This is a genomic window from Enterobacter sp. CP102, from assembly GCF_025152625.1.
In the GTDB taxonomy this organism is placed as follows: Bacteria; Pseudomonadota; Gammaproteobacteria; order Enterobacterales; family Enterobacteriaceae; genus Enterobacter; species Enterobacter soli.
This window is the reverse complement of sequence record NZ_CP104014.1, coordinates 3,182,028-3,207,460: the sequence shown is the minus strand read 5'-3', so window position 1 is coordinate 3,207,460 and position 25,433 is coordinate 3,182,028. Positions and strand designations below refer to the sequence as shown.

The 25,433-nt window shown below is 56.4% G+C and carries 21 protein-coding genes; 13 read left to right on the top strand and 8 right to left on the bottom strand.

All coding sequences use genetic code 11. The annotated features are described in order from the left end of the window. Window positions 1-58 precede the first annotated feature (58 nt). The gene (gene rnz, locus N1249_RS15105; RefSeq protein ID WP_259830649.1) at window positions 59-976 is read right to left on the bottom strand and encodes a ribonuclease Z; all 918 of its coding nucleotides are present in this window, start codon (window positions 974-976) and stop codon (window positions 59-61) included. Window positions 977-1,048: 72 nt separating this feature from the next. Between rnz and N1249_RS15100 the strand changes: the two genes are divergently transcribed. The 10 genes from N1249_RS15100 to N1249_RS15055 all read left to right on the top strand — a co-directional run bounded on the left by N1249_RS15100 (window position 1,049) and on the right by N1249_RS15055 (window position 10,940). After that, entirely contained in the window at window positions 1,049-1,510 is a 462-nt protein-coding gene (locus N1249_RS15100) for a GNAT family N-acetyltransferase (RefSeq protein ID WP_014071097.1), read from the top strand. A gap of 53 nt (window positions 1,511-1,563) precedes the next feature. Further along, entirely contained in the window at window positions 1,564-1,869 is a 306-nt protein-coding gene (elaB, locus tag N1249_RS15095) for a stress response protein ElaB (protein WP_014071096.1), read from the top strand. Between the two features lie 98 nt (window positions 1,870-1,967). Further along, window positions 1,968-3,263: an isochorismate synthase MenF gene (gene menF, locus N1249_RS15090; RefSeq protein WP_259830647.1), complete on the top strand. Its 1,296-nt coding sequence runs from the start codon at window positions 1,968-1,970 to the stop codon at window positions 3,261-3,263. An 88-nt stretch (window positions 3,264-3,351) separates the two neighbouring features. Continuing rightward, window positions 3,352-5,022, top strand: coding sequence for a 2-succinyl-5-enolpyruvyl-6-hydroxy-3-cyclohexene-1-carboxylic-acid synthase (gene menD / locus N1249_RS15085; protein WP_259830646.1), 1,671 nt, complete (start codon window positions 3,352-3,354; stop codon window positions 5,020-5,022). Next, window positions 5,019-5,795 (top strand): 2-succinyl-6-hydroxy-2,4-cyclohexadiene-1-carboxylate synthase, encoded by a 777-nt coding sequence (gene menH / locus N1249_RS15080; protein WP_259830644.1) that lies wholly within the window; start codon window positions 5,019-5,021, stop codon window positions 5,793-5,795. Before menD ends, menH begins: the two co-directional genes overlap by 4 nt. Continuing rightward, entirely contained in the window at window positions 5,792-6,649 is an 858-nt protein-coding gene (gene menB / locus N1249_RS15075) for a 1,4-dihydroxy-2-naphthoyl-CoA synthase (RefSeq protein WP_014071092.1), read from the top strand. Before menH ends, menB begins: the two co-directional genes overlap by 4 nt. Further along, complete coding sequence (gene menC, locus N1249_RS15070) at window positions 6,649-7,614, top strand: o-succinylbenzoate synthase (protein ID WP_259830638.1); 966 nt, start codon at window positions 6,649-6,651, stop codon at window positions 7,612-7,614. The genes menB and menC overlap by 1 nt, the downstream gene beginning before the upstream one ends. Further along, window positions 7,611-8,972: an o-succinylbenzoate--CoA ligase gene (gene menE, locus N1249_RS15065; RefSeq protein ID WP_259830637.1), complete on the top strand. Its 1,362-nt coding sequence runs from the start codon at window positions 7,611-7,613 to the stop codon at window positions 8,970-8,972. The genes menC and menE overlap by 4 nt, the downstream gene beginning before the upstream one ends. Window positions 8,973-9,105: 133 nt before the next feature. Then, on the top strand, window positions 9,106-9,648 hold the full coding sequence (locus N1249_RS15060; RefSeq protein ID WP_259830635.1) for a YfaZ family protein: 543 nt from the start codon (window positions 9,106-9,108) through the stop codon (window positions 9,646-9,648). 92 nt (window positions 9,649-9,740) lie between these two features. Continuing rightward, window positions 9,741-10,940: a nicotinamide mononucleotide deamidase-related protein YfaY gene (locus N1249_RS15055; RefSeq protein ID WP_259830634.1), complete on the top strand. Its 1,200-nt coding sequence runs from the start codon at window positions 9,741-9,743 to the stop codon at window positions 10,938-10,940. 34 nt (window positions 10,941-10,974) lie between these two features. Here the strand turns inward: N1249_RS15055 and glpC are convergent, their stop codons facing one another. Genes glpC through glpA form a run of 3 tightly spaced genes read right to left on the bottom strand, consistent with a single transcriptional unit; the run spans window position 10,975 to window position 15,030 of the window. Beyond that, window positions 10,975-12,165, bottom strand: coding sequence for an anaerobic glycerol-3-phosphate dehydrogenase subunit GlpC (glpC, locus tag N1249_RS15050; protein ID WP_259830632.1), 1,191 nt, complete (start codon window positions 12,163-12,165; stop codon window positions 10,975-10,977). Next, window positions 12,162-13,412: a glycerol-3-phosphate dehydrogenase subunit GlpB gene (gene glpB / locus N1249_RS15045; protein ID WP_259830630.1), complete on the bottom strand. Its 1,251-nt coding sequence runs from the start codon at window positions 13,410-13,412 to the stop codon at window positions 12,162-12,164. The genes glpC and glpB overlap by 4 nt, the downstream gene beginning before the upstream one ends. Next, window positions 13,402-15,030, bottom strand: coding sequence for an anaerobic glycerol-3-phosphate dehydrogenase subunit A (gene glpA / locus N1249_RS15040; RefSeq protein ID WP_259830628.1), 1,629 nt, complete (start codon window positions 15,028-15,030; stop codon window positions 13,402-13,404). Before glpA ends, glpB begins: the two co-directional genes overlap by 11 nt. Window positions 15,031-15,285: 255 nt before the next feature. On the opposite strand from glpA, the gene glpT reads away from it, so the two are divergent. Both glpT and glpQ read left to right on the top strand, forming a co-directional pair. Continuing rightward, window positions 15,286-16,638 carry a glycerol-3-phosphate transporter gene (gene glpT / locus N1249_RS15035; RefSeq protein ID WP_259830626.1) on the top strand — a complete coding sequence of 451 codons (1,353 nt, stop codon included), beginning with the start codon at window positions 15,286-15,288 and terminating at the stop codon, window positions 16,636-16,638. An 11-nt stretch (window positions 16,639-16,649) separates the two neighbouring features. Then, window positions 16,650-17,711, top strand: coding sequence for a glycerophosphodiester phosphodiesterase (glpQ, locus tag N1249_RS15030; protein WP_259830624.1), 1,062 nt, complete (start codon window positions 16,650-16,652; stop codon window positions 17,709-17,711). Between the two features lie 83 nt (window positions 17,712-17,794). Here glpQ and yfaE read toward each other — a convergent pair whose 3' ends face one another. The 4 genes from yfaE to ubiG all read right to left on the bottom strand — a co-directional run bounded on the left by yfaE (window position 17,795) and on the right by ubiG (window position 22,624). Continuing rightward, on the bottom strand, window positions 17,795-18,049 hold the full coding sequence (gene yfaE, locus N1249_RS15025) for a class I ribonucleotide reductase maintenance protein YfaE (RefSeq protein WP_014071081.1): 255 nt from the start codon (window positions 18,047-18,049) through the stop codon (window positions 17,795-17,797). Beyond that, entirely contained in the window at window positions 18,049-19,179 is a 1,131-nt protein-coding gene (gene nrdB / locus N1249_RS15020) for a class Ia ribonucleoside-diphosphate reductase subunit beta (protein WP_259830621.1), read from the bottom strand. Before nrdB ends, yfaE begins: the two co-directional genes overlap by 1 nt. A gap of 81 nt (window positions 19,180-19,260) precedes the next feature. Continuing rightward, complete coding sequence (nrdA, locus tag N1249_RS15015; RefSeq protein ID WP_259830620.1) at window positions 19,261-21,546, bottom strand: class 1a ribonucleoside-diphosphate reductase subunit alpha; 2,286 nt, start codon at window positions 21,544-21,546, stop codon at window positions 19,261-19,263. Between the two features lie 349 nt (window positions 21,547-21,895). Next, window positions 21,896-22,624, bottom strand: a complete 729-nt coding sequence (gene ubiG, locus N1249_RS15010) for a bifunctional 2-polyprenyl-6-hydroxyphenol methylase/3-demethylubiquinol 3-O-methyltransferase UbiG (RefSeq protein WP_259830619.1) — start codon at window positions 22,622-22,624, stop codon at window positions 21,896-21,898. 132 nt (window positions 22,625-22,756) lie between these two features. Here ubiG and gyrA point away from each other — a divergent pair, with 132 nt between their 5' ends. Continuing rightward, window positions 22,757-25,393 (top strand): DNA topoisomerase (ATP-hydrolyzing) subunit A, encoded by a 2,637-nt coding sequence (gyrA, locus tag N1249_RS15005; protein WP_014071077.1) that lies wholly within the window; start codon window positions 22,757-22,759, stop codon window positions 25,391-25,393. Window positions 25,394-25,433: the final 40 nt, after the last annotated feature.

Below are 25,433 nucleotides of genomic sequence, written 5' to 3'. Positions count from 1 at the left end.
CTCAAGTGAAATGCTGACCTTTTAATCGTTATCGGCATCCTGAGGGAAAAATGAAGGACTAAACGCTGACCTGAGTGAAATCTTCCGCCAGCTCGCAGTTTGCAAACACCTCGCGGCACTCCGCCAGCAGATTTTCACAGCCGTGGGCGTCGTAACGAGAGCTGACGTGCGTCACGATAAGCTTCCTGACACCCGCGTCCAGCGCAAGCCGGGCGGCCTGGCGGGTAGAGCTATGGCCGCGGCTGTTGGCTTTCTCTTCCATTGCCGTTTCGAGCGTGGCTTCATGCACCATCACATCAACACCCTGAGCAAGCTCATGTGCACCAGGGCACGGCGCGGTATCGCCAAAAATTGCCAGCGTCTTGCCAGGCAGGGGGGCCGAAAGATAATCCTGCCCGTTTATCACCCGCCCGTCTTCAAGCTCTACGCTCTCGCCCTGCTTCAGCCGCTGGAACAATGGCCCAGGGCGCACACCATCGGCAATCAGCGCCGCGGCGTTAAGCGTGCCCTGTTTATCATGCTCTTCAATGCGATAGCCATAACACTCAACCGGGTGGTTTAGCGGCCGGGCAATGACCCGGTAAGCGCCATCATCGAAGACCAGCCCATCGGTGATCTCAATGACCTCCAGCGGATAGTCGGTCCACGAGCCGCTCAGACGCAGCGTGGTTTCAACAAATTCCGCGATCCCCGCAGGGCCATAAATGGTCAGGGGATTGGCATTCCCTGCCATCGAGCGGCTGCACAGCAGGCCTGGCAGGCCAAACAGATGATCCCCGTGCAGATGGGTAATGAAGATTTTATCGAGCTTACCGGGATGATAAGTCGTGTGTAATAGCTGATGCTGCGTGCCTTCGCCACAGTCAAACAACCACAGCCCGCCACGGGTGGGATGCTGCAAATCCAGCAGCATGGCCGTTACATTTCGTGAGCGGGTTGGCACGCCGGCGGAAGTACCCAGAAAAATCAGTTCCATAACACAGTCAGGCCCTTTGCTGAATGGGGAGGGGTTTAGTATAACGTGATGAACACTAAGAAGGAGCCTGACATGATCCAGTGGCAAGATTTACACCATAGCGAGCTGACGACCTTTTCTCTGTATGCGCTGCTGAAATTGCGCTGCGAAGTATTCGTTGTTGAACAAACCTGCCCCTACCAGGACATCGACGGCGATGACCTGGTAGGGGAAAACCGTCACATTCTGGGCTGGAAAGATAACGAACTGGTCGCGTATGCGAGGATTCTGAAAAGCGAAGACGAACTTGAGCCGGTAGTGATTGGCCGCGTCATCATCAGCGGCAGCGCGCGTGGCGAAAAGCTCGGCTATCGCCTGATGGAACAAACGCTGGCTGCCTGCGAAAAACAGTGGCCAGACAAGGCGTTATACCTTGGCGCCCAGGCGCATCTTCAGTCATTCTATGCGCACTTCGGGTTCGCTCCGGTGACGGATGTGTATGACGAAGACGGCATTGCGCATATCGGCATGGCGCGAGAAACGAAACAGGCGTAATGGGGTGTCGTTGTCTATAGTTAGCGGACTGGTGTACTAACATGGAGAAAAATATGTCTTTTCATTCCTGGGAGACCCGTATCGACGACGACCTGGCTTTACTGAGCGAAACGCTGGAAGAGGTGTTACGTTCTTCGGGCGACCCCGCCGATCAGAAGTATATCGAGCTGAAAGAGCGTGCTGAGCAGGCATTGCGTGACGTGCAGTCCCGCGTCAGTCAGGCTTCCGATACCTACTACTACCGCGCTAAACGTGCGGTATATCGTACCGATGACTATGTGCATGAAAAACCCTGGCACGGCATCGGCGTTGGCGCTGCGGCGGGGCTGGTGTTAGGGCTGCTGCTGGCGCGTCGTTAAGAGGTTGATGCAGACGCTAAACCACTCCCTATACGTGGGTACTGCTATTTATTATCAGTACCCCGTATAATGTGGGGTTTTAACAGGGAGAGGTTCGCGTGCAATCGATTTTCATCGCGCTGGAACGTCTGCGTGACCAGCTTGCGCAAGCACTACCGGCTACGCCCGGTTTACGTCATTTCGATGTCTCTTTCCCGCTAAATGATGCCTTTGATCCCCTGGCCTGGCTTGGCTCCCAGGTGTGTTATCCCCAATTCTACTGGCAACAACGTAACGGCGATGAAGAGCTGGCCGCGCTGGGCGCCGTCGCACATTTTTCTTCTCTGGCCCTGGCATCACAGTTTTTAAACGCCTGTAATGCGCCGGACACCACCCGCATCTGCGGGCTCAATGCCTTTAACCCGGAGCAGGGCAGCCTGTTTTTGCCGCGCCTGCTGTGGTTACGTAATGCGGGAATAGCCACATTACGCCTGCATCTGTGGAGTGCCATTTCCCTTCAGGATGATGCGCGTCAGGCGCTAGACTTTTTACAGCGGTTGGGTGAAACCCGGCCGATCCCCGCTCTGGCGCTTCAGGCTCTCAGAGAGACGCATCAGCCCGACAAACCCGAATGGCTGCGCCTTGTCCGCCTGGCAACGCAGACTATTGCGCACGGCGATTTTGACAAGGTGGTGCTCGCCCGGGCGACAGACGTGCAGTTTAACCAGCCCGTTAACGCCATCGCGCTGATGGCCGCCAGCCGTGCACTGAATTTACATTGCTATCATTTCTGCATGGTGTTTGATGCCAGCAACGCGTTTCTGGGCTCCACGCCTGAACGTTTGTGGCGACGCCGTGGCGCACTGCTGCGCACCGAGGCGCTGGCCGGGACGGTAGCCAGCCATGCTGAAGATAAACAGGCCCAGCGGCTGGGCGAATGGCTGATGAATGACGACAAAAATCAGCGCGAAAATATGCTGGTGGTAGAGGATATCTGCCAGCGTCTGCAACATCACACCCAAACGCTGGAGGTTCTGCCCGCGCAGATTGTACGTCTGCGTAAGGTGCAGCATTTGCGTCGATGCATCTGGACTGCGCTAAAACATACCGATGACGAGCAATGCCTGCACGTCCTGCAACCGACCGCCGCCGTGGCGGGGTTACCGCGTCAGGCGGCGCGTGAATTTATCGAAAATAACGAACCGTTCGACAGAGAGTGGTATGCCGGATCTGCCGGGTATTTATCACCCGGACAAAGTGAGTTTTGTGTGGCGCTCCGCTCTGCACGGCTGCACAACGACGCGCTAAGGCTGTACGCCGGGGCCGGAATTGTTAGCGGCTCTGACCCGGAGCAAGAGTGGCTGGAGATAGAAAATAAAGCCGCAGGGTTGCGCACTCTGCTCCTTAGGGATTAATACTGAGTCGCGCATTCCCGATTCATATCAAAATTCCATCTTTTTCTATTATTTATACTGTGTCGCAATATTGATACCGGACAATCTCATGTCAGTAAGTTCTTTTAACCGACGCTGGGCGACGGTGATCCTTGAAGCCCTGACCCGCCATGGTGTCAGGCACGTGTGTATTGCACCCGGTTCCCGCTCTACGCCGCTGACCCTTGCGGCGGCTGAAAACCGGACGTTTATCCATCACACCCATTTTGATGAGCGTGGTTTAGGTCATCTGGCGCTGGGGCTGGCAAAAGTCAGCAAAGAACCCGTGGCGGTAATTGTCACATCCGGTACGGCGGTGGCTAACCTCTATCCTGCCATTATTGAAGCCGGGTTAACCGGTGAAAAATTGATCCTGCTGACCGCTGACCGCCCGCCAGAGCTTATCGATTGCGGCGCGAATCAGGCTATTCGTCAGCCGGGCATTTTTGCGTCCCATCCTTCGCAGAGTATTTCCTTGCCGCGTCCAACTCAGGACATCCCGGCAAGCTGGCTGGTATCGACGCTCGATCATGCGATGAGCTCGCTGCGCGGTGGGGCGTTGCATATCAACTGTCCGTTTGCCGAGCCGCTGTATGGCGAGCTGGATGACACAGGGCTTGACTGGCAACAGACGCTTGGCGACTGGTGGAACAGCGAAAAAACCTGGCTGCGTGAACAGACTCATCTTGAAAGCGCGAAGCAGCGCGACTGGTTCTTCTGGCGGCAAAAGCGCGGTGTGGTAATTGCCGGGCGCATGAGCGCAGCAGAAGGGCGGCAGGTGGCTGAATGGGCGCAAACCCTCGGCTGGCCGCTGATTGGCGATGTCCTTTCACAAACAGGGCAGCCGTTGCCGTGCGCCGATCTCTGGCTGGGTAACGCGAAAGCCGTCACCGAGTTAGCGCAAGCGCAAATTGTCGTCCAGATTGGCTCAAGCCTCACGGGAAAACGCGTCCTGCAGTGGCAGGCCACCTGCGAGCCGGAAGAGTACTGGCTGGTGGATCCGCTGGAAGGGCGGCTCGACCCGGCGCACCATCGCGGTCGTCGTCTGGTCAGCAGTATTGATGCCTGGCTGGAACTTCACCCCGCAGAAAAACGTAAACCCTGGGCGGTGGACATCCCCGAGCTTTCGCGCCAGGCGTGGGAGTTAACTCATTCTCAGTGCGAAAGCTTCGGCGAAGCCGGGCTTGCCCATCGTATTCGTCAGTATCTGCCAGAGCAGGGACAGCTGTTTGTCGGTAATAGCCTGGTGGTGCGCCTGATAGATGCTTTCTCTCAGCTGCCTGCCGGATACCCGGTGTACAGCAACCGTGGCGCAAGCGGTATTGACGGGCTTATCTCAACGGCGGCGGGCGTACAACGCGCCAGCGCGAAATCGACCCTGGCGGTGGTGGGCGATCTCTCTGCACTTTACGATCTCAACGCGCTGGCGTTGTTGCGCCGGGCTTCGGCTCCGTTTGTGCTGATTGTGGTGAATAACAATGGCGGGCAGATTTTCTCGTTACTGCCCACGCCACAGAGTGAGCGCGAACAGTTCTATCTGATGCCACAGAATGTGCAGTTTGAACATGCGGCGGCGATGTTCAGCCTGAAATATCACCGCCCGGAAAATTGGTCAGAGCTGGAAACCGCGCTGAGCAGCGCATGGCGTCAGCCTGGTGCCACGCTGATTGAACTGGTGGTGAATGATTCTGCCGGGGCACAGCAGCTGCAAAGCCTGCTGGCACAGGTAAGCCACCTGTGATCCTTGCAGGTGTGCAGCAGGCCGGAAAGCCAGGAACGCCCTGGCTGGTCTTTTTGCACGGTTTTTCCGGCGATAACCGCGAGTGGCAGGTCGTTGGGGGAGCGCTGAGCGACGCTCCCCGGCTGTATCTTGATCTGCCCGGACACGGGGGATCGGCGCATCTCTCTGTTGCTGATTTTGAAGCGGTTAACGCGTTACTGGAAAGCACCCTTCTTAGTTACAACATACTTAACTACTGGCTGGTGGGGTACTCTCTCGGCGGCCGCATTGCGATGTTCCATGCGGCTCAGCAACCGACGGGGCTGGATGGTTTGATTGTCGAAGGCGGGCATCCGGGGCTGCAAAATGCCGAAGAACGCACTGCCCGACGCCAGTCCGACGAGAGCTGGGCAATGCGTTTTCGCCAGCAGCCGCTCGAGTCTGTTTTTGCCGACTGGTATCAACAGCCTGTCTTTGCGTCCCTGACGGATGCACAACGTCATGACCTGATTATGCTGCGCCGCCAGAACCGCGGTGCACCGCTGGCGGATATGCTTGAGGCGACCTCGCTTGCTGCCCAGCCCGATTTGCGCGCGGCACTTCGCGCCTGCGATGTCCCTTTTCACTATTTATATGGTGAACGTGATGAAAAGTTTGCCGCCATCGCGCGAGAACTGGATGCCGTTTGCCATGTGATCCCTAATGCCGGACACAACGCCCACCGGGAAAACCCGGCCGCGGTTGCCGCGAGTCTGGCTCAGATACTGCGTCTTCGAATAAAGGACTCTCTATGATCTATCCTGATGAACAAATGCTCTATGCGCCGGTTGAATGGCAAGACTGCTCCGAAGGTTATACCGACATTCGTTACCACAAATCCGCTGACGGCATTGCCAAAATCACCATTAACCGCCCGCAGGTGCGTAACGCGTTCCGTCCGCTGACCGTCAAAGAGATGATTCAGGCGCTGGCCGATGCGCGCTATGACGATAACATCGGGGTGATCGTTCTGACCGGCGAAGGTGACAAAGCATTCTGCTCCGGTGGCGATCAGAAAGTGCGTGGTGACTACGGCGGATATCAGGATGATGCAGGCACGCATCACCTGAACGTGCTCGATTTCCAGCGTCAGATCCGTACCTGCCCGAAACCGGTTGTCGCGATGGTGGCCGGTTATTCCATCGGTGGCGGCCACGTGCTGCACATGATGTGTGACCTGACCATTGCCGCTGAAAACGCCATCTTCGGCCAGACCGGTCCGAAAGTCGGCTCCTTCGACGGCGGCTGGGGCGCATCCTATATGGCGCGCATCGTTGGGCAGAAAAAAGCCCGTGAGATCTGGTTCCTGTGCCGTCAGTACAATGCTCAGGAAGCGCTGGATATGGGGCTGGTTAACACCGTTGTGCCAATCGCTGACCTCGAAAAAGAGACAGTGCGCTGGTGTCGCGAGATGCTGCAAAACAGCCCAATGGCGCTGCGCTGCCTGAAGGCCGCACTGAACGCCGACTGCGATGGCCAGGCTGGTTTGCAGGAGCTGGCGGGTAACGCCACCATGCTGTTCTACATGACCGAAGAAGGTCAGGAAGGACGCAACGCGTTTAACGAAAAACGCCAGCCAGACTTCAGCAAATACAAACGGAATCCATAATGCGTCGCGCGCAGGTTTACCGCTGGCAGATACCCATGGACGCGGGCGTGGTGCTGCGTGAACGGCGGTTAAAAACCCGTGACGGATTTTTCGTGTACTTACAGCAGGGCGACCAGCACGGGTGGGGAGAAGTGTCACCGCTGCCGGGCTTTAGCCTGGAGTCGCTGGATAAGGCTCAGGCAGCGTTAATGGCCTGGGCGAACGAATGGCGTGCGGGAGCTGATCCCGCGTTGCCTGACGTGCCTTCTGTGGCGTTCGGGATAAGCTGCGCGCTGGCAGAGCTTGACGGCAGTCTGCCTGCCGAAGCAGATTACCGCGCAGCACCCCTGTGTACTGGCGATCCTGATGAACTGTTTGCGCTCCTCTCGGCCATGCCTGGCGAGAAAGTGGCGAAAATAAAAGTCGGACTGTACGAAGCGGTGCGTGACGGAATGGTGGCCAACCTGCTGCTGGAAGCCATCCCCGATTTGCGTCTGCGTCTGGATGCCAATCGCGCCTGGACACCGCTCAAGGCGCAGCAGTTTGCGAAGTACGTCAATCCGGCGTATCGCGACCGTATCGCCTTTCTGGAAGAGCCGTGTAAAACCCGTGACGATTCGCGCGCCTTTGCCCTGGATACGGGGATCGCGATCGCCTGGGATGAAAGCCTGCGCGAGCCGGATTTTGTGTTTGCGGCGGAGCCGGGCGTCAGTGCGGTGGTGATTAAACCCATGCTGACCGGTAGCCTGGAAAAAGTGCGCGAGCAGGTTTCTGCGGCACATGCTCTTGGAATGACGGCGGTGATCAGTTCGTCGATTGAATCCAGCCTTGGGCTGACGCAACTGGCGCGCATTGCCGCGTGGTTAACGCCTCACACCGTACCCGGGCTGGACACGCTAAACCTGATGCAGGCGCAGCTTATCCGCCAGTGGCCAGGCAGTACGCTGCCGTGTCTGGGGGTTGAGGTGCTGGAGCCGTTGCGATGAGTTTCCCCGACTGGCCGTGGCGGCACTGGCGTACGCAGCTTGCGGACAAACCGGCGCTGCGCCTGGATGACAGCGTCCTCAGCTGGGCGATGTTGTGCGCGCGCATCGATAGCCTTGCCGCCGGGTTTCATCAGCAAGGGGTGCAAGAGGGTGATGGCGTCATGCTGCTCGCCCATAACCATCCGCAGACGTTACTGGCGTGGCTGGCGCTGCTGCAATGCGGCGCCCGTATCCTGCCTGTTAATCCACAGTTGCCGCGCCCGCTGCTGGATGTGTTGATCCCGCAGATGACGCTTCGCTTTGCGCTGGTGCTGGACGCAACCTATGATGGACTTCCGCCACTGCGCATGGAAGAACGGTCTGGCGGTGATGCGGTGATGTGGCAGCCTGAGCGTCTGGCGTCCATGACGCTCACGTCTGGCTCCACCGGATTACCTAAAGCGGCAGTGCACACCTGCGCTGCCCATCTTGCCAGCGCGCGTGGCGTGTTGTCGTTAATGCCCTATGGTGATGAGGATGACTGGCTACTGTCGCTGCCGCTTTTTCATGTTTCCGGTCAGGGGATTTTGTGGCGCTGGCTGCTTTCGGGAGCGCGTTTAACCGTGTGTGAAAAACAGCCGCTGGAGCAGGCTTTGCAGGGCTGCACCCATGCGTCGCTGGTGCCCACACAGCTCTGGCGTCTGCTCAATGTTCCGCATTATATTGCCCTGAAAGCCGTCTTACTCGGCGGGGCGGCAATCCCTGTCGAGCTGACACACAAGGCGCGGGAGCAGGGGATCCGCACCTTTTGCGGCTACGGCCTGACCGAATTTGCCTCAACGGTGTGTGCCAAAGAGGCGGACGGTGAGCCGGATGTCGGTGTTGCGCTGCCGGGCAGAGATGTGCAGGTCGTGGAAGGTGAAGTCTGGATCAAGGCGCAGAGTATGGCCGCAGGCTACTGGCGAGACGGTGCGCTGATCCCGCTCACCAACGACCAGGGCTGGTTTGCCACCCGCGATCGCGGAGAGTTGCATAACGGCGTCCTGACCATTCTTGGGCGTATGGATAATCTCTTTTTCAGCGGTGGCGAAGGGGTTCAGCCGGAATCCCTGGAGCGCGTTATCGCTACCCATCCGCAGATAAGCCAGGTATTTGTTGTCCCGCTGGATGATGCCGAGTTTGGCCAGCGTCCGGTGGCGGTAGTGGAATGCGAGCCGGGCACGGATATTACGCTTTTCCCTGACTGGATCAGAGACAAGCTCGCGCGTTTCCAGCAGCCCGTGCGCTGGCTGGCGTTGCCTGCGGAGCTCAAAAATGGCGGCATTAAGGTTTCGCGTCGTGCATTGCAGCAGTGGGTCAATGCAACCTTAAAGGGATAGCCGTACCTGCCGGAGTATCAAATAGTTACAATCTTCTTGTCTGGCGCACGCAGAGTGCTTGATCCCTGAGAGACTCGGGTTAAAATCTCGCGGTTTTGGGACATCTCTAATTAAACGGTGTGGGATCACGACAATGAAAAAAGTGGCATTACTTGGCCTGAGCGGCCTTATTTTTGTTTCTGCGGCGGCTAACGCCATCAGCTTTAACGGCTCGGCGGGTCAGGATTATACTCACCTGGGCTTTGGCCTGGGCACGGAAAGCTCCGGCCTGGCAATGACCGGCGGCTGGACGCATAACGACGACGACGGCGATGCGGCAAGCCTCGGCCTGGGTCTGAATATTCCCCTGGGGCCATTCCTGGCGACCGTAGGCGGCAAAGGCGTTTACACCAATCCAAATGACGGTGATGAAGGCTATGCGGCGGCAGTCGGCGGTGGTTTGCAGTGGAAAATTGGCGACAGCTTCGGCCTGTTCGGCGAGTACTACTACTCCCCGGATTCGCTTTCCAGCGGCATTGATAGCTATGAAGAAGCCAACGCCGGTGCGCGCTGGACGATCATGCGTCCGATCACGATCGAAGCAGGCTACCGTTACCTGAATCTGGCCGGTAAAGATGGCAATCGCGACAACGCCCTGGCCGATGGCCCGTATGTGGGTGTCAGCGCAGGCTTCTAATCTCTTCGGCGCGGTGTTCTGCCGCGCCAGTTTCTCTTCCCACCCATCCTCATTGCGCTATAGTGTTTTGACCATAGAAGTGGGAGAACACAATGATAAGCGTGGAAATGTTATCCACTGGCGACGAAGTGCTGCATGGACAAATTATTGACACCAATGCTGCCTGGCTGGCCGATTTATTCTTTGAGCAAGGATTACCGTTAACGCGCCGCAATACGGTGGGCGACAATCTTGAGTCACTGGTGAATATTCTGCGCGAACGCAGTGAACACGCCGATGTACTGATCGTGAACGGCGGGCTTGGCCCCACCAGTGATGATTTAAGTGCGCTGGCCGCCGCCACGGCCAAAGGTGAAGGTCTGGTGATGCACGAAGAGTGGCTCGCCCAGATGGAGCGCTTCTTCACCGAACGCGGCAGAGTCATGGCCCCGAGCAATCGCAAGCAGGCTGAAATTCCCGCCAGCGCCGAACTGGTCGATAATCCGGTAGGCACCGCCTGCGGATTCGCCATCAAACTGAACCGTTGCCTGATGTTCTTCACCCCGGGCGTCCCATCTGAATTTAAAGTGATGGTGGAGCAGCAAATTCTGCCGCGCCTGCGCGAGCGTTTTACGCTGCCTGAACCGCCGCTGTGCCTGCGCCTGACCACTTTTGGCCGCTCTGAAAGCGATCTGGCGCAAAGCCTGGATCACCTGCAACTGCCGCCTGGCGTGTCGATGGGCTACCGCTCCTCAATGCCGATTATCGAGCTCAAACTGACGGGGCCGGCAACGCAAAAAGCGGCCATGCTGGCGCTGTGGCCGGAAGTACAGCGCGTGGCGGGTGAAAGCCTGATATTTGAAGGGACGGAAGGGCTGCCTGCGCAAATTGCCCGCAGTCTGCAATCCCGTCAGTTGAGCGTCACCTTAAGTGAACAGTTCACCGGCGGATTGCTGGCATTGCAGCTTTCCAGAGCCGAAGCACCGCTGCTGGCCAGCGAGGTTGTGCCGTTCCAGCAAGAGACGCTGGCGCAAACGGCACACTGGGCATCTGAGCGCAGGGTGAATCATTTTGCCGGGCTGGCGCTTGCCATCGGCGGGATTGACGATGACCACCTTAACTTTGCGCTCGCTACCCCGGAAGGGACGCACGCGCTGCGGGTGAGAATGAGCATTACCCGCCACAGTTTAGCCGTGCGTCAGGAGGTGTGCGCCATGATGGCGCTGAACATGCTGCGCCGCTGGCTGAACGGAAAAGAGGTAGCCAGCGAACACGGCTGGATCAACGTTGTCGAGTCGATGTTTATCGGGTAACGCCTTTGCCGGGGTGCATTCACCCCGGCACTGATTACCCCAGTGCCTTCGCCAGCAAGGTGATAGGGTGTTCGCAACGTTTGCTGGTGGACATCTCAATCTGCCATTTACAGGTTTCGCAGTCGGTCACCACCAAATCCGCACCGCTCTCTTCAATCTGGCGGAACAAGGGCTCCCCAATCGCCTGCGATGTTGCGTAGTTTTCACTTTTGAAACCGTAGGTTCCCGCGATACCACAGCAACGTGAATCCAGCACCGTCAGCTCCAGCCCTGGGATCAGGCGCAACAGTTCGAGCGTGTAGAGTGACCAGCCCATTTTTTCCATGTGACAGGGAGTGTGATAGACCACTTTCAGCGGCAATTTGCCCAGCGGCAGGGTCTGCCCGCTATCGAGCTTGCGCCACAGAAAACGGGTTGCCAGCTCAATGTGTTCACGCAGGCCGCTGTTATCCACATCCAGCACGTGCGGATACTCATCGCGCAGTGTAAAAGTACAGGTGGAAGAGGTCGCCAGCACCGGAATACCTTTGTCGATAATCGCCTCGCGCAGCGACGTGACATTGCTTTTGGCCTGCTTACGCGCTTTATCGGTAAAACCGTTGGCAATCAAGGGTACGCCACAGCATTTCTCTTTGCTCAGCAGCTGCACGCCGGTGCCCATCGCATTCAGCACTTTCAGCAGATCTTTTCCCAGCTGCGGATGGTTGTAATTCACGAAGCAACCGTGGAAGAAGGCCACCTGTTCGGCAAACTGTGCCTGTTCTGCTGCCACGGATTTGTACCAGCGCCGGAACGTGCCGTGGGAATATTTCGGCAGGCTACGGTGATGATCGATCTTAAGCGTGGCATCCAGCAGCTGGCGCACCGGTTTGAGGGATGTGGCGGCATTCACCAGCGGAGCGAAAGGCGTTGAGACACTGCCCATCAGGTCAGTATGGCTGAGAATGGCATCGCGCAGCGTGGGCTTTTGGCGGCTGTAGCGCGCCCGCGCCCGCTGAATGATATCGCCAATTTTGACATCTGACGGGCAGGCCACTTCACACCGCTTACAGTTGATACAGTACTTCAGTGCTTCGTCGTACAGTGCGCCATCTTTCAGACGCAGGCGTTCGCCGTCCGGCCCGGCCTGCTTTGGCCCCGGATAGGCAGGGTTAACGCCGCTTACCGGGCAAACCGTGGTACAGACCGTGCATTTAATGCAGCTTTCAAAGTGGGTGTTGTTCATTGTTCTGCCTCCGCGCGCTGGCAAATCTGTTCTGCAACACTGAGCGCCGTGATGGCACATACACCGCCGCCACAGCCCTGAGCGATGGGATCGTAGCCGCCCAGAATAGAGCCGATGGCGTAGAGATTATCGATGGACGCGCCTGCCAGCTGCGGGCGCAGGGTGTTATCGACAATAACGCCGAACTGCTGCCAGGGCTGAGGGGTGAAGAAATCGCTCTGATACCAGTCGGCACGGGACGTGCTTTGCCGGACGTCCAGCCCCAGAATGGCCTCGCGGATGCCGGTGCGGCTGCTTAACAGCCCATTGCTGAAAAAGCTTCCGCTGGCGAGCACTGCAAAACGGGTGCGCAGGGGAATATCAGCATGGTTTCGGGTCCAGATCTCACTGACAGCGCCCTCGGTCAGGGTGATATTTTTCACCTCATCTCCCGCCATCCAGATCCCGCCCTGGGCGATGAACTGGCGTTGTAGCTGGTTATGCAGGCGAATGCCGGGTACCGACGGAGGCAGTGTGGGGAGTAAACCGACAGAGCATGTAAGACGATCCGACAGCCAGCGCCAGAGCCGGTTGTCTGTTAAGCCAAAGCAGGCGGGCATAAACAGGGCGTCGTACTTTTCGCAGAGCGGTTTTAGCGCTTCAGACAGCAGCGGCCATTTGTCTTCGTTATCAAGCAGTCGGGCGATGTTGACCGCCCGAAATTCGCTTGGGTTTTCCCGCAGAACATCCAGTTCAGGAAGCTCGATTTCCGCCGTGTCGGCGCTGATACCCTGCTGGTTCAGCGAGGCCGCAGCAAGGTGCGGCTGAAAATCGAGAAAACCGCTGATGCCCACTACCAGCACGTGTCTGGCTTTAAAGGGGGCGACCGGAACCTCTTCCGGGCTAAGCCAGGCGCTACGCAGCGTGCCGAGCGGCGTCACCCGCTGGTGGTTGAATTGCGCGCTGCCCTGTAAGCGTGCGCCGCAGGCCGCCAGCAGGGTTTCGGTTTGATGGGCAAAACGGGCAACATGTTGCGCGCCGACCAGGGAATAAGGATGTTCAGGGGGCAGATAATCAAGGGCTTTTAGCGGCGCGTCGACCGGCGAACCGTCAGGCAGCGTGCCCAGCAGATCCAGAGAGCCTGAAGAGAAGTGCAGGGCACTTTGGCCGCGCGTAATAATCGCACAGCGCAGACCCTGCTGTGTCAGCCGGATACCGCAAAGCACACCGGCCAGACCGCCGCCGACGATAACCGTATCAAATTTCATCGTGTTGTTCCTTCTCCAGACCGCAAAGCCCCTGGTAGACCCAGCGGGTGAATTCGCTTTCACGCAGGGCATCGCCCCAGGCAACAGGCTGAATACCTTTCCAGCGTTCGTTTAAAAAATCGCTGAGCTGAGCAAGCGACTGGGTTGAGGTGGTGGCGTGAAAACGTTGCAGAAGCCCGGCCGCGCGGCAGGCGCACAGCTCGCCCTGACAGGTCCCCATGCCGACGCGCGTACGGCGGCGTAAATCGAGCAGGTTATTCACCGTCAGATTTTCAACGGCATACTGCACTTCACCTGCGGTCACCGCCTCGCACTCGCACACCAGGCTTCGGCTAAGTCGCCCCTCGCCGAGCCACGCTGGTGTGCGGTCACCGTGGCGATAGACCGCTGAGCCACGCAGCGGCGCGGGTAGTGAGATGATTTTTTGCAGCGTTTTTTCGGTAGATTGCTGTGATCCGGGGAGGGGCTTCTCTGCGGTCATGCAGGGTTCGGTATTGCCCAGTTTGCGACACACGGCGTCAGTGGCCCACTGCGCCATCAGACGGTAGGTCATCAGTTTACCGCCAGTGATGGTGATAAACCCTTCCATGCCGTCGCGCTCAGCGTGATCGAGCAACACAATGCCACGGCTGACGTTACGCCCGCAGGGATCGTTATCGCTGGCAACCAGCGGGCGTACACCCGCATAAGCCCGAAGAATTCGGGTGTGAGCCATTACCGGGGCCAGCTTTTCCCCTTCGCGCAGCAGAATATCAACCTCTTCGGCGGTCACCCGGTTGTAATCAATCTCGCTGTAGTCAACGTGGGTTGAGGTGGTACCAATCAACGAGATAGTGTCGCCCGGCACCAGGATATCGGCGTCAGATGGTTTACGGCAGCGGTTAATGACATGGTTATTGATGCGGTGATCGAGGATCAGCAGCGAGCCTTTCGCCGGGAACATGCGGATGGATAAGTCGGCGTATTCTGCAATGCGCTGCCCCCAGATCCCCGCCGCATTGACCACTACTGGCGCATACAGCTCGCTGTATTCATTATATTGCGGGTCAAACACCCGCACGCCGCACACGGTATCTCCCTTGCGGATAAGCCCGGTGACTTCATGCCCGGTCAGGATGCGGGCGCCATGCTCACGGGCATCCAGAATATTGGCGGCCGTGAGACGAAACGGGTCCACGGTGCCGTCAGGGACTTTAACGGCACCCATCAGCGCCGGGTTTACAGAAGGCTCAATGCGGCGTGCCAGTGCGGGATCTATCGCTTCGGCGTGAATACCCGCGGCGGTACAGGCCGTAATAAAGGTGTGCTGGAACGCGAGATCATCTTCGGGAAGGGTGATGAACAGGCCATCGGTCGGTTCAATACAATGACGGGCGATACGTTTGAGGATCTGGTTTTCGGCAATACACTCGCGCGCAGATTCACCGTCTGTGACCGCATACCGCGCGCCGCTGTGCAACAGACCATGATTGCGCCCGGTTGCGCCGGTTGCAATATCGTGGCGCTCCAGCAGCGTGACGTTTAACCCTCGCAGGGCGCAGTCGCGTGCGATACCGGCACCGGTTGCCCCACCGCCAATGATAATCACATCGCTATAGCGGGGATCGTGAATTGTCATTGTCTTCCCTCATGTTCGTTTTTTTACCATTTAGCCACATCAATTCTGTGGTTTGTTTGATTTCGAACATAATCGAGCAAAATACGAAAGTGAAACGTGATTTCATGCGCTTTTTTGCGCATCCTGTCATATTTCTGTAACAATATGTGCGTTGTTTCACAGTAACAATCACTGTGATTTTTTAACATCGCCGCCTCTCTGGAGTTAGGGGGTAGATAACCCTCTGAAAATTCAAATATGGCCACGGAGGCTGTCATGCTCAGTATCTTCAAACCTGCGCCGCATCGGGCGCGTCTGCCAGAGGCAGAAATCGATCCGCTTTACCGCCGTCTGCGTTGGCAAATCTTCCTCGGGATTTTCTTCGGGTACGCGGCTTACTATCTGGTACGTAAGAACTTTGCGCTCGCCATGCCGTATCTGGTGGAGCAGGGCTTTTCACGCGGCGATCTGGGGTTCGCGCTGTCCGGGATTTCAATTGCCTACGGTTTTTCTAAATTCATCATGGGTTCGGTGTCGGATCGCTCGAATCCGCGCGTGTTCCTGCCTGCCGGTCTGATTCTGGCGGCAGCGGTGATGTTGTTTATGGGCTTTGTGCCGTGGGCGACCTCCAGCATTGCCGTTATGTTTGTGCTGTTGTTTCTGTGCGGCTGGTTCCAGGGGATGGGGTGGCCGCCGTGCGGACGTACCATGGTGCACTGGTGGTCGCAGAAAGAGCGTGGCGGCATCGTGTCGGTGTGGAACTGCGCGCATAACGTGGGGGGCGGTATTCCGCCGCTGTTGTTCCTGCTGGGGATGGCCTGGTTTAACGACTGGAAAGCTGCGCTCTACATGCCTGCCTTTGGCGCCATTCTGGTGGCGATTATCGCCTTCGCGCTGATGCGCGATACGCCGCAGTCCTGCGGCCTGCCGCCGATTGAAGAGTATAAAAACGACTACCCTGATGATTACAGCGAACAACACGAAGAAGAACTGACCGCAAAGCAGATCTTCATGAAATACGTGCTGCCCAACAAACTGCTGTGGTACATCGCGGTGGCGAACGTGTTTGTCTATCTGCTGCGTTACGGCATTCTCGACTGGTCGCCAACCTACCTGAAAGAGGTGAAGCACTTCGCGCTGGATAAATCCTCCTGGGCTTACTTCCTGTATGAATACGCCGGGATCCCTGGCACGCTGCTGTGTGGCTGGATGTCGGACAAAGTGTTCCGTGGCAACCGTGGTGCGACAGGCGTGTTCTTTATGACCCTGGTGACCATCGCCACCGTGGTTTACTGGCTCAACCCACCGGGCAACCCGGGTGTGGATATGGCCTGTATGATTGTGATCGGCTTCCTGATTTACGGTCCGGTGATGTTGATTGGTCTTCATGCGCTGGAGCTGGCACCGAAAAAAGCGGCAGGGACGGCTGCGGGCTTCACCGGTCTGTTTGGTTATCTGGGCGGCTCGGTCGCGGCGAGCGCTATTGTGGGCTATACCGTTGACTTCTTCGGCTGGGACGGCGGCTTTATGGTGATGATTGGCGGTAGCGTGCTGGCTGTTCTGCTGCTGATTGTTGTGATGATCGGTGAAAAACGTCACCACGCCGACGTGCTGGCGCGTCGTGGATAAGGAGCACTGCGATGAAATTAACGCACTTAGCAAGTGGCCTGCTGCTGGCAGGCCTGATGACCGGTTCCGCACTGGCGGCAGATAAAATCGTGATTGCCCACCGTGGTGCGAGCGGCTATTTGCCGGAACACACACTCCCGGCGAAAGCGATGGCCTATGCGCAGGGCGCGGATTATCTGGAGCAGGATCTGGTGATGACCAAAGACGACCAACTGGTCGTCCTGCATGATCACTATCTTGACCGCGTAACGGACGTGGCCGAACGTTTCCCACAGCGTGCGCGTAAGGACGGGCGCTATTACGCCATCGACTTCACGCTGGCGGAGATTCGTTCGCTGAAATTTACCGAAGGCTTTGAGATTGAAAACGGCAAGAAAGTGCAGGTCTATCCGGGACGTTTCCCGATGGGCAAATCTGATTTCCGCATTCATACCTTTGAAGAGGAGATCGAGTTTGTTCAGGGGCTGAACCACTCGACGGGCAAAAACATTGGTATCTACCCGGAAATCAAAGCGCCGTGGTTCCATCATCAGGAAGGGAAGGACATTGCTGCCAGAACGCTGGAGGTACTGAAGAAGTACGGTTACACCAGCAAGCAGGACAAAGTCTATCTGCAATGTTTTGATGCCGCTGAACTGAAGCGCATTAAAACCGAGCTGGAGCCAAAGATGGGGATGAACCTCAGCCTGGTGCAGCTGATTGCCTATACCGACTGGAATGAAACCCAGGAGAAACAGCCTGACGGGAAGTGGGTGAACTACAACTACGACTGGATGTTTACGCCGGGCGCGATGAAGCAGATTGCGCAGTACGCCGACGGCATCGGGCCGGATTACCATATGCTGGTGGCAGAAGGTTCAGTGCCGGGCCACGTGAAGCTGACGGCGATGGTGAAAGAAGCACACGCCAGCAAGATGCAGGTGCATCCGTATACGGTGCGGGCAGATCAGTTGCCAGAGTATGCGACGGATGTGAATCAGCTGTACGACGTGTTGTATAACCAGGCGGGTGTGGACGGGTTGTTTACGGATTTCCCGGATAAAGCGGTAGGTTTTTTGAAGGATAAGCGCTGAAATTGCCGGGTGGCGGCTGCGCCTTACCCGGCCTACGAACTGCGGTTTTGTAGGCCGGGTAAGCGAAGCGCCACCCGACACCATCACATCTCGATTTCGATATCGCCTTTTGCCCGGCAGCAGCAGGGCAAAATTTCCCCTTCGTTGATAAAGGCCAGCGGTTCGGTCAGCCAGTCAACCTGGCCTGCGACCAGGCGGCAGCGGCAGGAGCCGCAGTACCCGGCACGACACTGGTACTCTACCTCAACCTGATGTGCTTCAAGCGCCACCAGCAGAGAAGGGTGCTCTTCCTGGCACAGTACTTCTGTACCAGAAAGACGGAGCGTTACGCGTGTCATCAGAGCTGGAAGTTGCTCAGGTCGTCAGTATCGACTTCTGCGTCTATCTGACCCACCAGATAAGAACTCACTTCCACTTCCTGCGGCGCAACCTGCACGTTATCGGACACCAGCCAGGTATTGATCCACGGGATCGGGTTGGAGCGGGTCTGGAACGGCAGATCAAGGCCAACAGCCTGCATACGGATGTTGGTAATGTACTCAACGTACTGGCACAGAATGTCTTTGTTCAGGCCGATCATGGAGCCGTCGCGGAACAGGTAATCTGCCCACTCTTTCTCCTGCTGCGCGGCCAGCACGAACAGGTCGTAGCATTCCTGTTTGCACTCTTCGGCGATTTCCGCCATTTCCGGATCGTCCACGCCGCTGCGCAGAAGGTTCAGCATATGCTGAGTGCCGGTCAGGTGCAGGGCTTCGTCACGGGCGATCAGACGGATGATTTTAGCGTTACCTTCCATCAGCTTGCGCTCGGCAAAGGCGAAGGAGCAGGCGAAGCTCACGTAGAAGCGAATGGCTTCCAGCGCGTTCACGCTCATCAGGCACAGGTACAGCTGTTTTTTCAGCGCGCGCAGGTTCACGGTAATGGTTTTGCCGTTCACGTTGTGCGTGCCTTCACCCAGCAGATGCCAGTAGCTGGTCATCTCGATCAGCTCGTCGTAGTAGTGCGCAATACCTTCCGCACGTTTCTGGATCTGCTCGTTGGTGACGATATCGTCAAACACCACCGCCGGATCGTTCACGATATTGCGGATGATATGGGTGTAAGAGCGGGAGTGGATCGTCTCTGAGAACGCCCAGGTTTCCACCCAGGTTTCCAGTTCCGGAATCGAGATCAGCGGCAGCAGCGCCACGTTCGGGCTACGACCCTGAATGGAGTCCAGCAGCGTCTGGTACTTCAGGTTGCTGATGAAGATATGCTTTTCGTGATCCGGCAGCGCCTGGAAATCAATACGATCGCGGGAAACGTCAACTTCTTCCGGGCGCCAGAAGAAGGAGAGTTGCTTTTCGATCAGCTTTTCGAAGATGTCATATTTTTGCTGATCGTAGCGTGCCACGTTGACCGGCTGGCCGAAGAACATCGGCTCTTTGAGCTGGTCGTTTTTCGTCTGTGAAAAGGTGGTATATGCCATGAATGTGTCCTGTGAGAGATTTTGTCGGCGGGGCCGACAAAACCGTAGGCCGGGTAAGCGAAGCGCCACCCGGCATTTACATTAGATCTTACATGCGCCGCTTTCGCAGCCATCGTCCTGAATTGACGGTGCCAGGTCATCCTGGGCGTCTTCCGCACCATCACGGGTGTTGTGATAGTACAGGGTTTTCACGCCAAATTTATAGGCGGTGAGCAGGTCTTTCAGCAGTTGCTGCATCGGAACCTTGCCAGACGGGAAGCGCGTCGGGTCATAGTTGGTATTGGCAGAGATCGACTGGTCGATAAACTTCTGCATGATCCCAACCAGTTGCAGGTAGCCATCGTTGTTTGGCATTTCCCACAGCAGCTCGTAGTTGTTACCCAGCGTTTCGTAATCCGGCACCACCTGACGCAGCACGCCGTCTTTCGATGCTTTGATGCTGACGTGACCGCGCGGTGGCTCAATACCGTTGGTGGCGTTAGAGATCTGCGAAGAGGTCTCAGACGGCATCAGGGCAGAGAGCGTGGAGTTACGCAGGCCGTGCGCCTTGATGGATTCGCGCAAACCTTCCCAGTCGAGGTGCAGCGGTTCGCTGACAATCCCGTCCAGGTCTTTCTTATAGGTGTCGATCGGCATGATGCCTTTGGCGTAGGTAGTTTCGTTAAACCACGGGCACGCGCCTTGCTCTTTCGCCAGCTCGTTGGAGGCTTTCATCAGGTAATACTGAATAGCTTCAAATGTCTGGTGGGTCAGATTGTTGGCGCTGCCGTCAGAGTAACGCTTGCCGTTTTTCGCCAGCCAGTAGGCGAAGTTGATCACGCCAATACCCAGGGTACGACGACCCATCGCGCCACGTTTTGCCGCCGGGATTGGGTAATCCTGGTAATCCAGCAGGGCGTCGAGTGCGCGTACAGCCAGCACGGCCAGCTCTTCCAGCTCGTCCAGGCTCTTAATGGCACCCAGGTTGAACGCAGACAGCGTACACAGCGCAATTTCACCGTTTTCGTCGTTTACATCGTCCAGCGGTTTAGTTGGCAGGGCGATTTCCAGGCACAGGTTAGACTGGCGCACTGGTGCAACAGCCGGGTCGAACGGGCTGTGAGTGTTGCAGTGGTCAACGTTCTGAATATAGATACGGCCAGTAGAGGCACGTTCCTGCATCATCAGAGAGAACAGGTCTACCGCTTTCACACGCTGTTTACGGATGCTGTCGTCTTTTTCGTATTTGGTGTACAGACGCTCAAACTCATCCTGATCGGCGAAGAAGGTATCGTACAGGCCCGGGACGTCAGACGGGCTGAACAGGGTGATCTCTTCACCTTTCAGCAGACGGGTGTACATCAGTTTGTTGATCTGCACGCCGTAGTCCATGTGGCGCACGCGGTTGCCTTCAACACCACGGTTGTTTTTCAGTACCAGCAGGCTTTCAACTTCCAGGTGCCACATTGGGTAGAACAGGGTTGCAGCACCACCACGCACACCGCCCTGAGAGCAGGATTTTACTGCCGTCTGGAAGTGCTTATAGAACGGGATACAGCCGGTGTGGAACGCTTCACCGCCGCGAATTGGGCTACCCAGGGCGCGAATACGACCGGCGTTAATACCGATACCGGCACGCTGGGAGACGTATTTCACAATGGCGCTGGAGGTGGCGTTGATGGAATCCAGGCTGTCGCCACACTCGATCAGTACGCAGGAGCTGAACTGACGGGTAGGGGTGCGCACGCCAGACATGATTGGCGTTGGCAGAGAAATCTTGAACGTCGACACCGCGTCGTAGAAACGCTTCACGTATTCCAGACGGGTATCACGCGGATAGTTAGAGAACAGGCAGGCAGCAACCAGAATATAGAGGAACTGGGCGCTCTCGTAGATTTCGCCGGTTACACGGTTCTGAACCAGGTATTTGCCTTCAAGCTGTTTCACCGCCGCGTAGGAGAAGTTCATATCGCGCCAGTGATCGATAAACCCGTTCATCTGCTCGAACTCTTCTTCCGTGTAGTCTTCCAGCAGATGCGTGTCGTATTTGCCCAGCTCGACCATTTTCACTACGTGATCGTACAGCTTAGGCGGCTCAAACTGGCCGTAGGCTTTTTTACGCAGGTGGAAAATGGCCAGGCGTGCAGCCAGGTACTGATAATCCGGTGCTTCACGGGAGATCAGATCCGCCGCTGCCTTGATGATGGTTTCATGGATATCAGACGTTTTGATGCCGTCGTAGAACTGGATATGGGAACGCAGTTCAACCTGGGAGATAGATACGTTGTTCAGTCCTTCTGCTGCCCAGTCGAGAACTCGATGGATTTTGTCCAGATTGATACGCTCGGTAGTACCGTCGCGTTTTGTCACCAGCAGACTCTGATTCATGTGGGTTTTTACCTGTCCGTGAAATAAAAAAATATCCCCCGTTTATCCACAGGGCCGCCTTGTGACTAACTCTGTGGATAAATACTACATATAGGGGGTTTGCGATAAGAGAAACGCTATATGGTGAGTATTCTAGTATCGAATCATTTCAGCACAAGGGTTGATTTTGACGTTAAATTGAGGTTGTGAAAGGGTAAAAAAGCCTAAGTCCTCGTACCGTAAGGCCTGGAAGACATGTCAATAATTTAGAAAAAAAATTCAAAATTTGATCGAGTGCTGATTTCTTCGACGAGAGGTCAAAATTGCGCAACATGATGTCGCGCAATCTTTATAAGATTATTTGATGACGTTAGTCATTTTTGGCTGTTGTGTGCAACATATAGTTAACATCAACACCCGGGGCGAGCTTGAATTTGTCTGTTAATGGATTGTAATGCAGACCCGTGATGTGCTGCTCTTTGAGCCATGTCTGATCCACCCAGCCCAGTAATTCAGCAGGCTTGATGAATTTCTTCACGTCATGCGTCCCTTTCGGCACCATGCGCAGGACATATTCTGCACCGACCACGGCCATCAGCCAGGCTTTACCGTTGCGGTTAATGGTAGAGAAGAACACCTGGCCGCCAGGCTTAACCAGTTTTGCGCAGGCATTCACTACCGACTGCGGGTCCGGTACGTGTTCGAGCATCTCCATACAGGTCACTACATCGTACTGATGGGCGTACTTCGCCGCATGTTCCTCGACGGTTTCTTGCACATACTCAACCTGCACACCGGACTCCAGCGCGTGTAAGCGTGCAACCTGCAAAGGTTCAAACCCCATGTCAAGGCCAGTAACGGTTCCCCCTTCGCGTGCCATGCTTTCCGCCAGGATGCCGCCGCCACAGCCTACGTCGAGGACTTTCTTCCCGAACAGACCGCCGGAACGCTCCGCGATATAGCCCAGACGCAGCGGGTTAATACGGTGCAAAGGTTTAAACTCACCTTCGAGATCCCACCAGCGGGACGCCACCGCTTCGAATTTGGCAATCTCTTCATGGTCAACGTTGTGAGCCACCGGGGATTTTTCGGCATTCATGGACGCTTTTACTCCGTAATTTAAAGACGGGGCAGTATATCAGGATAATAAACCAAATTGGTTTATAACCCTGTGGGTGTGTTATAATTTGCGACCTTTGAATCCGGGATACAGTAGAGGGATAGCGGTTAGATGAGCGACCTTGCGAGAGAAATTACACCGGTCAACATCGAGGAAGAGCTGAAGAGCTCCTATCTGGACTATGCGATGTCGGTCATTGTTGGCCGTGCGCTGCCGGACGTCCGCGATGGCCTTAAGCCGGTACACCGTCGCGTACTATACGCCATGAACGTATTGGGCAATGACTGGAATAAAGCCTACAAAAAATCTGCCCGTGTCGTTGGTGACGTAATCGGTAAATACCATCCCCATGGTGATTCCGCGGTGTACGACACTATCGTCCGTATGGCGCAGCCATTCTCGCTGCGTTACATGCTGGTAGATGGTCAGGGTAACTTTGGTTCTATCGACGGCGACTCCGCCGCGGCAATGCGTTATACGGAAATCCGTCTGGCGAAAATTGCGCATGAACTGATGGCCGACCTGGAAAAAGAGACGGTTGATTTCGTTGATAACTATGACGGCACGGAAAAAATCCCTGACGTTATGCCAACGAAAATCCCTAACCTGCTAGTGAACGGTTCGTCCGGTATCGCCGTAGGTATGGCAACCAACATTCCGCCGCACAACATCACGGAAGTGATCAACGGCTGCCTGGCCTATATCGAAGATGAAGACATCAGCATTGAAGGGCTGATGGAACACATCCCGGGTCCGGACTTCCCGACGGCGGCGATCATCAACGGTCGTCGTGGTATCGAAGAAGCGTACCGCACCGGTCGCGGCAAGATTTATATCCGTGCCCGCGCTGAAGTGGAAGCGGACGCGAAAACGGGTCGTGAAACGATCATCGTTCATGAGATCCCGTATCAGGTGAACAAAGCTCGTTTGATTGAAAAAATCGCCGAGCTGGTAAAAGAGAAACGTGTTGAAGGTATCAGCGCGCTGCGTGACGAGTCTGACAAAGACGGGATGCGCATCGTGATTGAAATCAAACGCGACGCGGTGGGCGAGGTTGTGCTGAACAACCTGTATTCCCAGACTCAGCTCCAGGTTTCCTTCGGTATCAACATGGTTGCACTGCACCATGGTCAGCCGAAGATCATGAACCTGAAAGAGATCCTGAGCGCGTTCGTGCGTCACCGCCGTGAAGTGGTGACTCGCCGTACTATCTTTGAACTGCGCAAAGCCCGCGACCGTGCTCATATCCTGGAAGCACTGGCCGTTGCTCTGGCGAACATCGACCCAATCATCGAGCTGATCCGTCGCGCGCCGACGCCAGCTGAAGCGAAAGCTTCCCTGATTGCGCGTCCGTGGGATCTGGGTAACGTGGCGGCAATGCTGGAACGTGCCGGCGATGACGCTGCGCGTCCTGAGTGGCTGGAGCCAGAGTTTGGCGTACGTGACGGTCAGTATTACCTGACTGAACAGCAGGCGCAGGCCATTCTGGATCTGCGTTTGCAGAAACTGACCGGCCTTGAGCATGAAAAACTGCTCGACGAGTACAAAGAGCTGCTGGAGCAGATCGCTGAGCTGCTGCATATCCTGGGTAGCGCAGATCGTCTGATGGAAGTGATCCGTGAAGAGCTGGAGCTGATCCGCGATCAGTTTGGCGATGAGCGTCGCACCGAAATCACCGCGAATACTGCGGACATCAACATCGAAGACCTGATCAACCAGGAAGACGTTGTTGTTACCCTGTCTCACCAGGGCTATGTGAAGTATCAGCCGTTGACCGACTACGAAGCACAGCGTCGTGGTGGTAAAGGTAAATCTGCGGCACGTATTAAAGAAGAAGACTTTATCGACCGCCTGCTGGTGGCCAACACCCATGACACGATCCTCTGCTTCTCAAGCCGTGGCCGTTTGTACTGGATGAAAGTGTATCAGCTGCCAGAAGCGAGCCGTGGCGCGCGTGGTCGTCCTATCGTTAACCTGCTGCCGCTGGAAGCGAACGAGCGTATCACCGCCATTCTGCCAGTACGTGAGTATGCGGAAGGCGTGAACGTCTTTATGGCGACCGCCAGCGGCACCGTGAAGAAAACGGCGCTGACCGAGTTCAGCCGTCCGCGTTCTGCCGGTATTATCGCCGTGAATCTGAACGAAGGCGATGAACTGATTGGCGTGGATCTGACCTCCGGTTCCGATGAAGTGATGCTGTTCTCTGCCGCCGGTAAAGTAGTGCGCTTTAAAGAGAACGCAGTACGTGCGATGGGTCGTACTGCGACCGGTGTTCGCGGGATCAAACTGGCGGGTGAAGACTCCGTGGTTTCCCTGATCGTTCCGCGCGGTGAAGGTGCAATCCTGACCGTGACGCAGAACGGCTACGGTAAACGTACCGCGGAAACGGAATATCCGACCAAGTCTCGTGGCACGCAGGGCGTTATCTCTATCAAAGTGACCGAGCGCAATGGTTCCGTTGTGGGCGCGGTTCAGGTAGATGATACCGACCAGATCATGATGATCACCGATGCTGGTACGCTGGTGCGTACCCGTGTTTCCGAGATCAGCGTGGTTGGCCGTAACACCCAGGGCGTTATCCTCATCCGTACGGCGGAAGATGAAAACGTAGTGGGTCTGCAACGTGTGGCAGAGCCAGTGGATGACGAAGAGCTCGACTCTATCGACGGAAGCGCAGCAGAAGGCGACGATGAAATCGCGCCAGAAGCCGACACCGACGATGATGCAGCGGATGACGCTGACGAGTAATGTCTTCTGATGCAAAAAGGGCCGGATTCCGGCCCTTTTC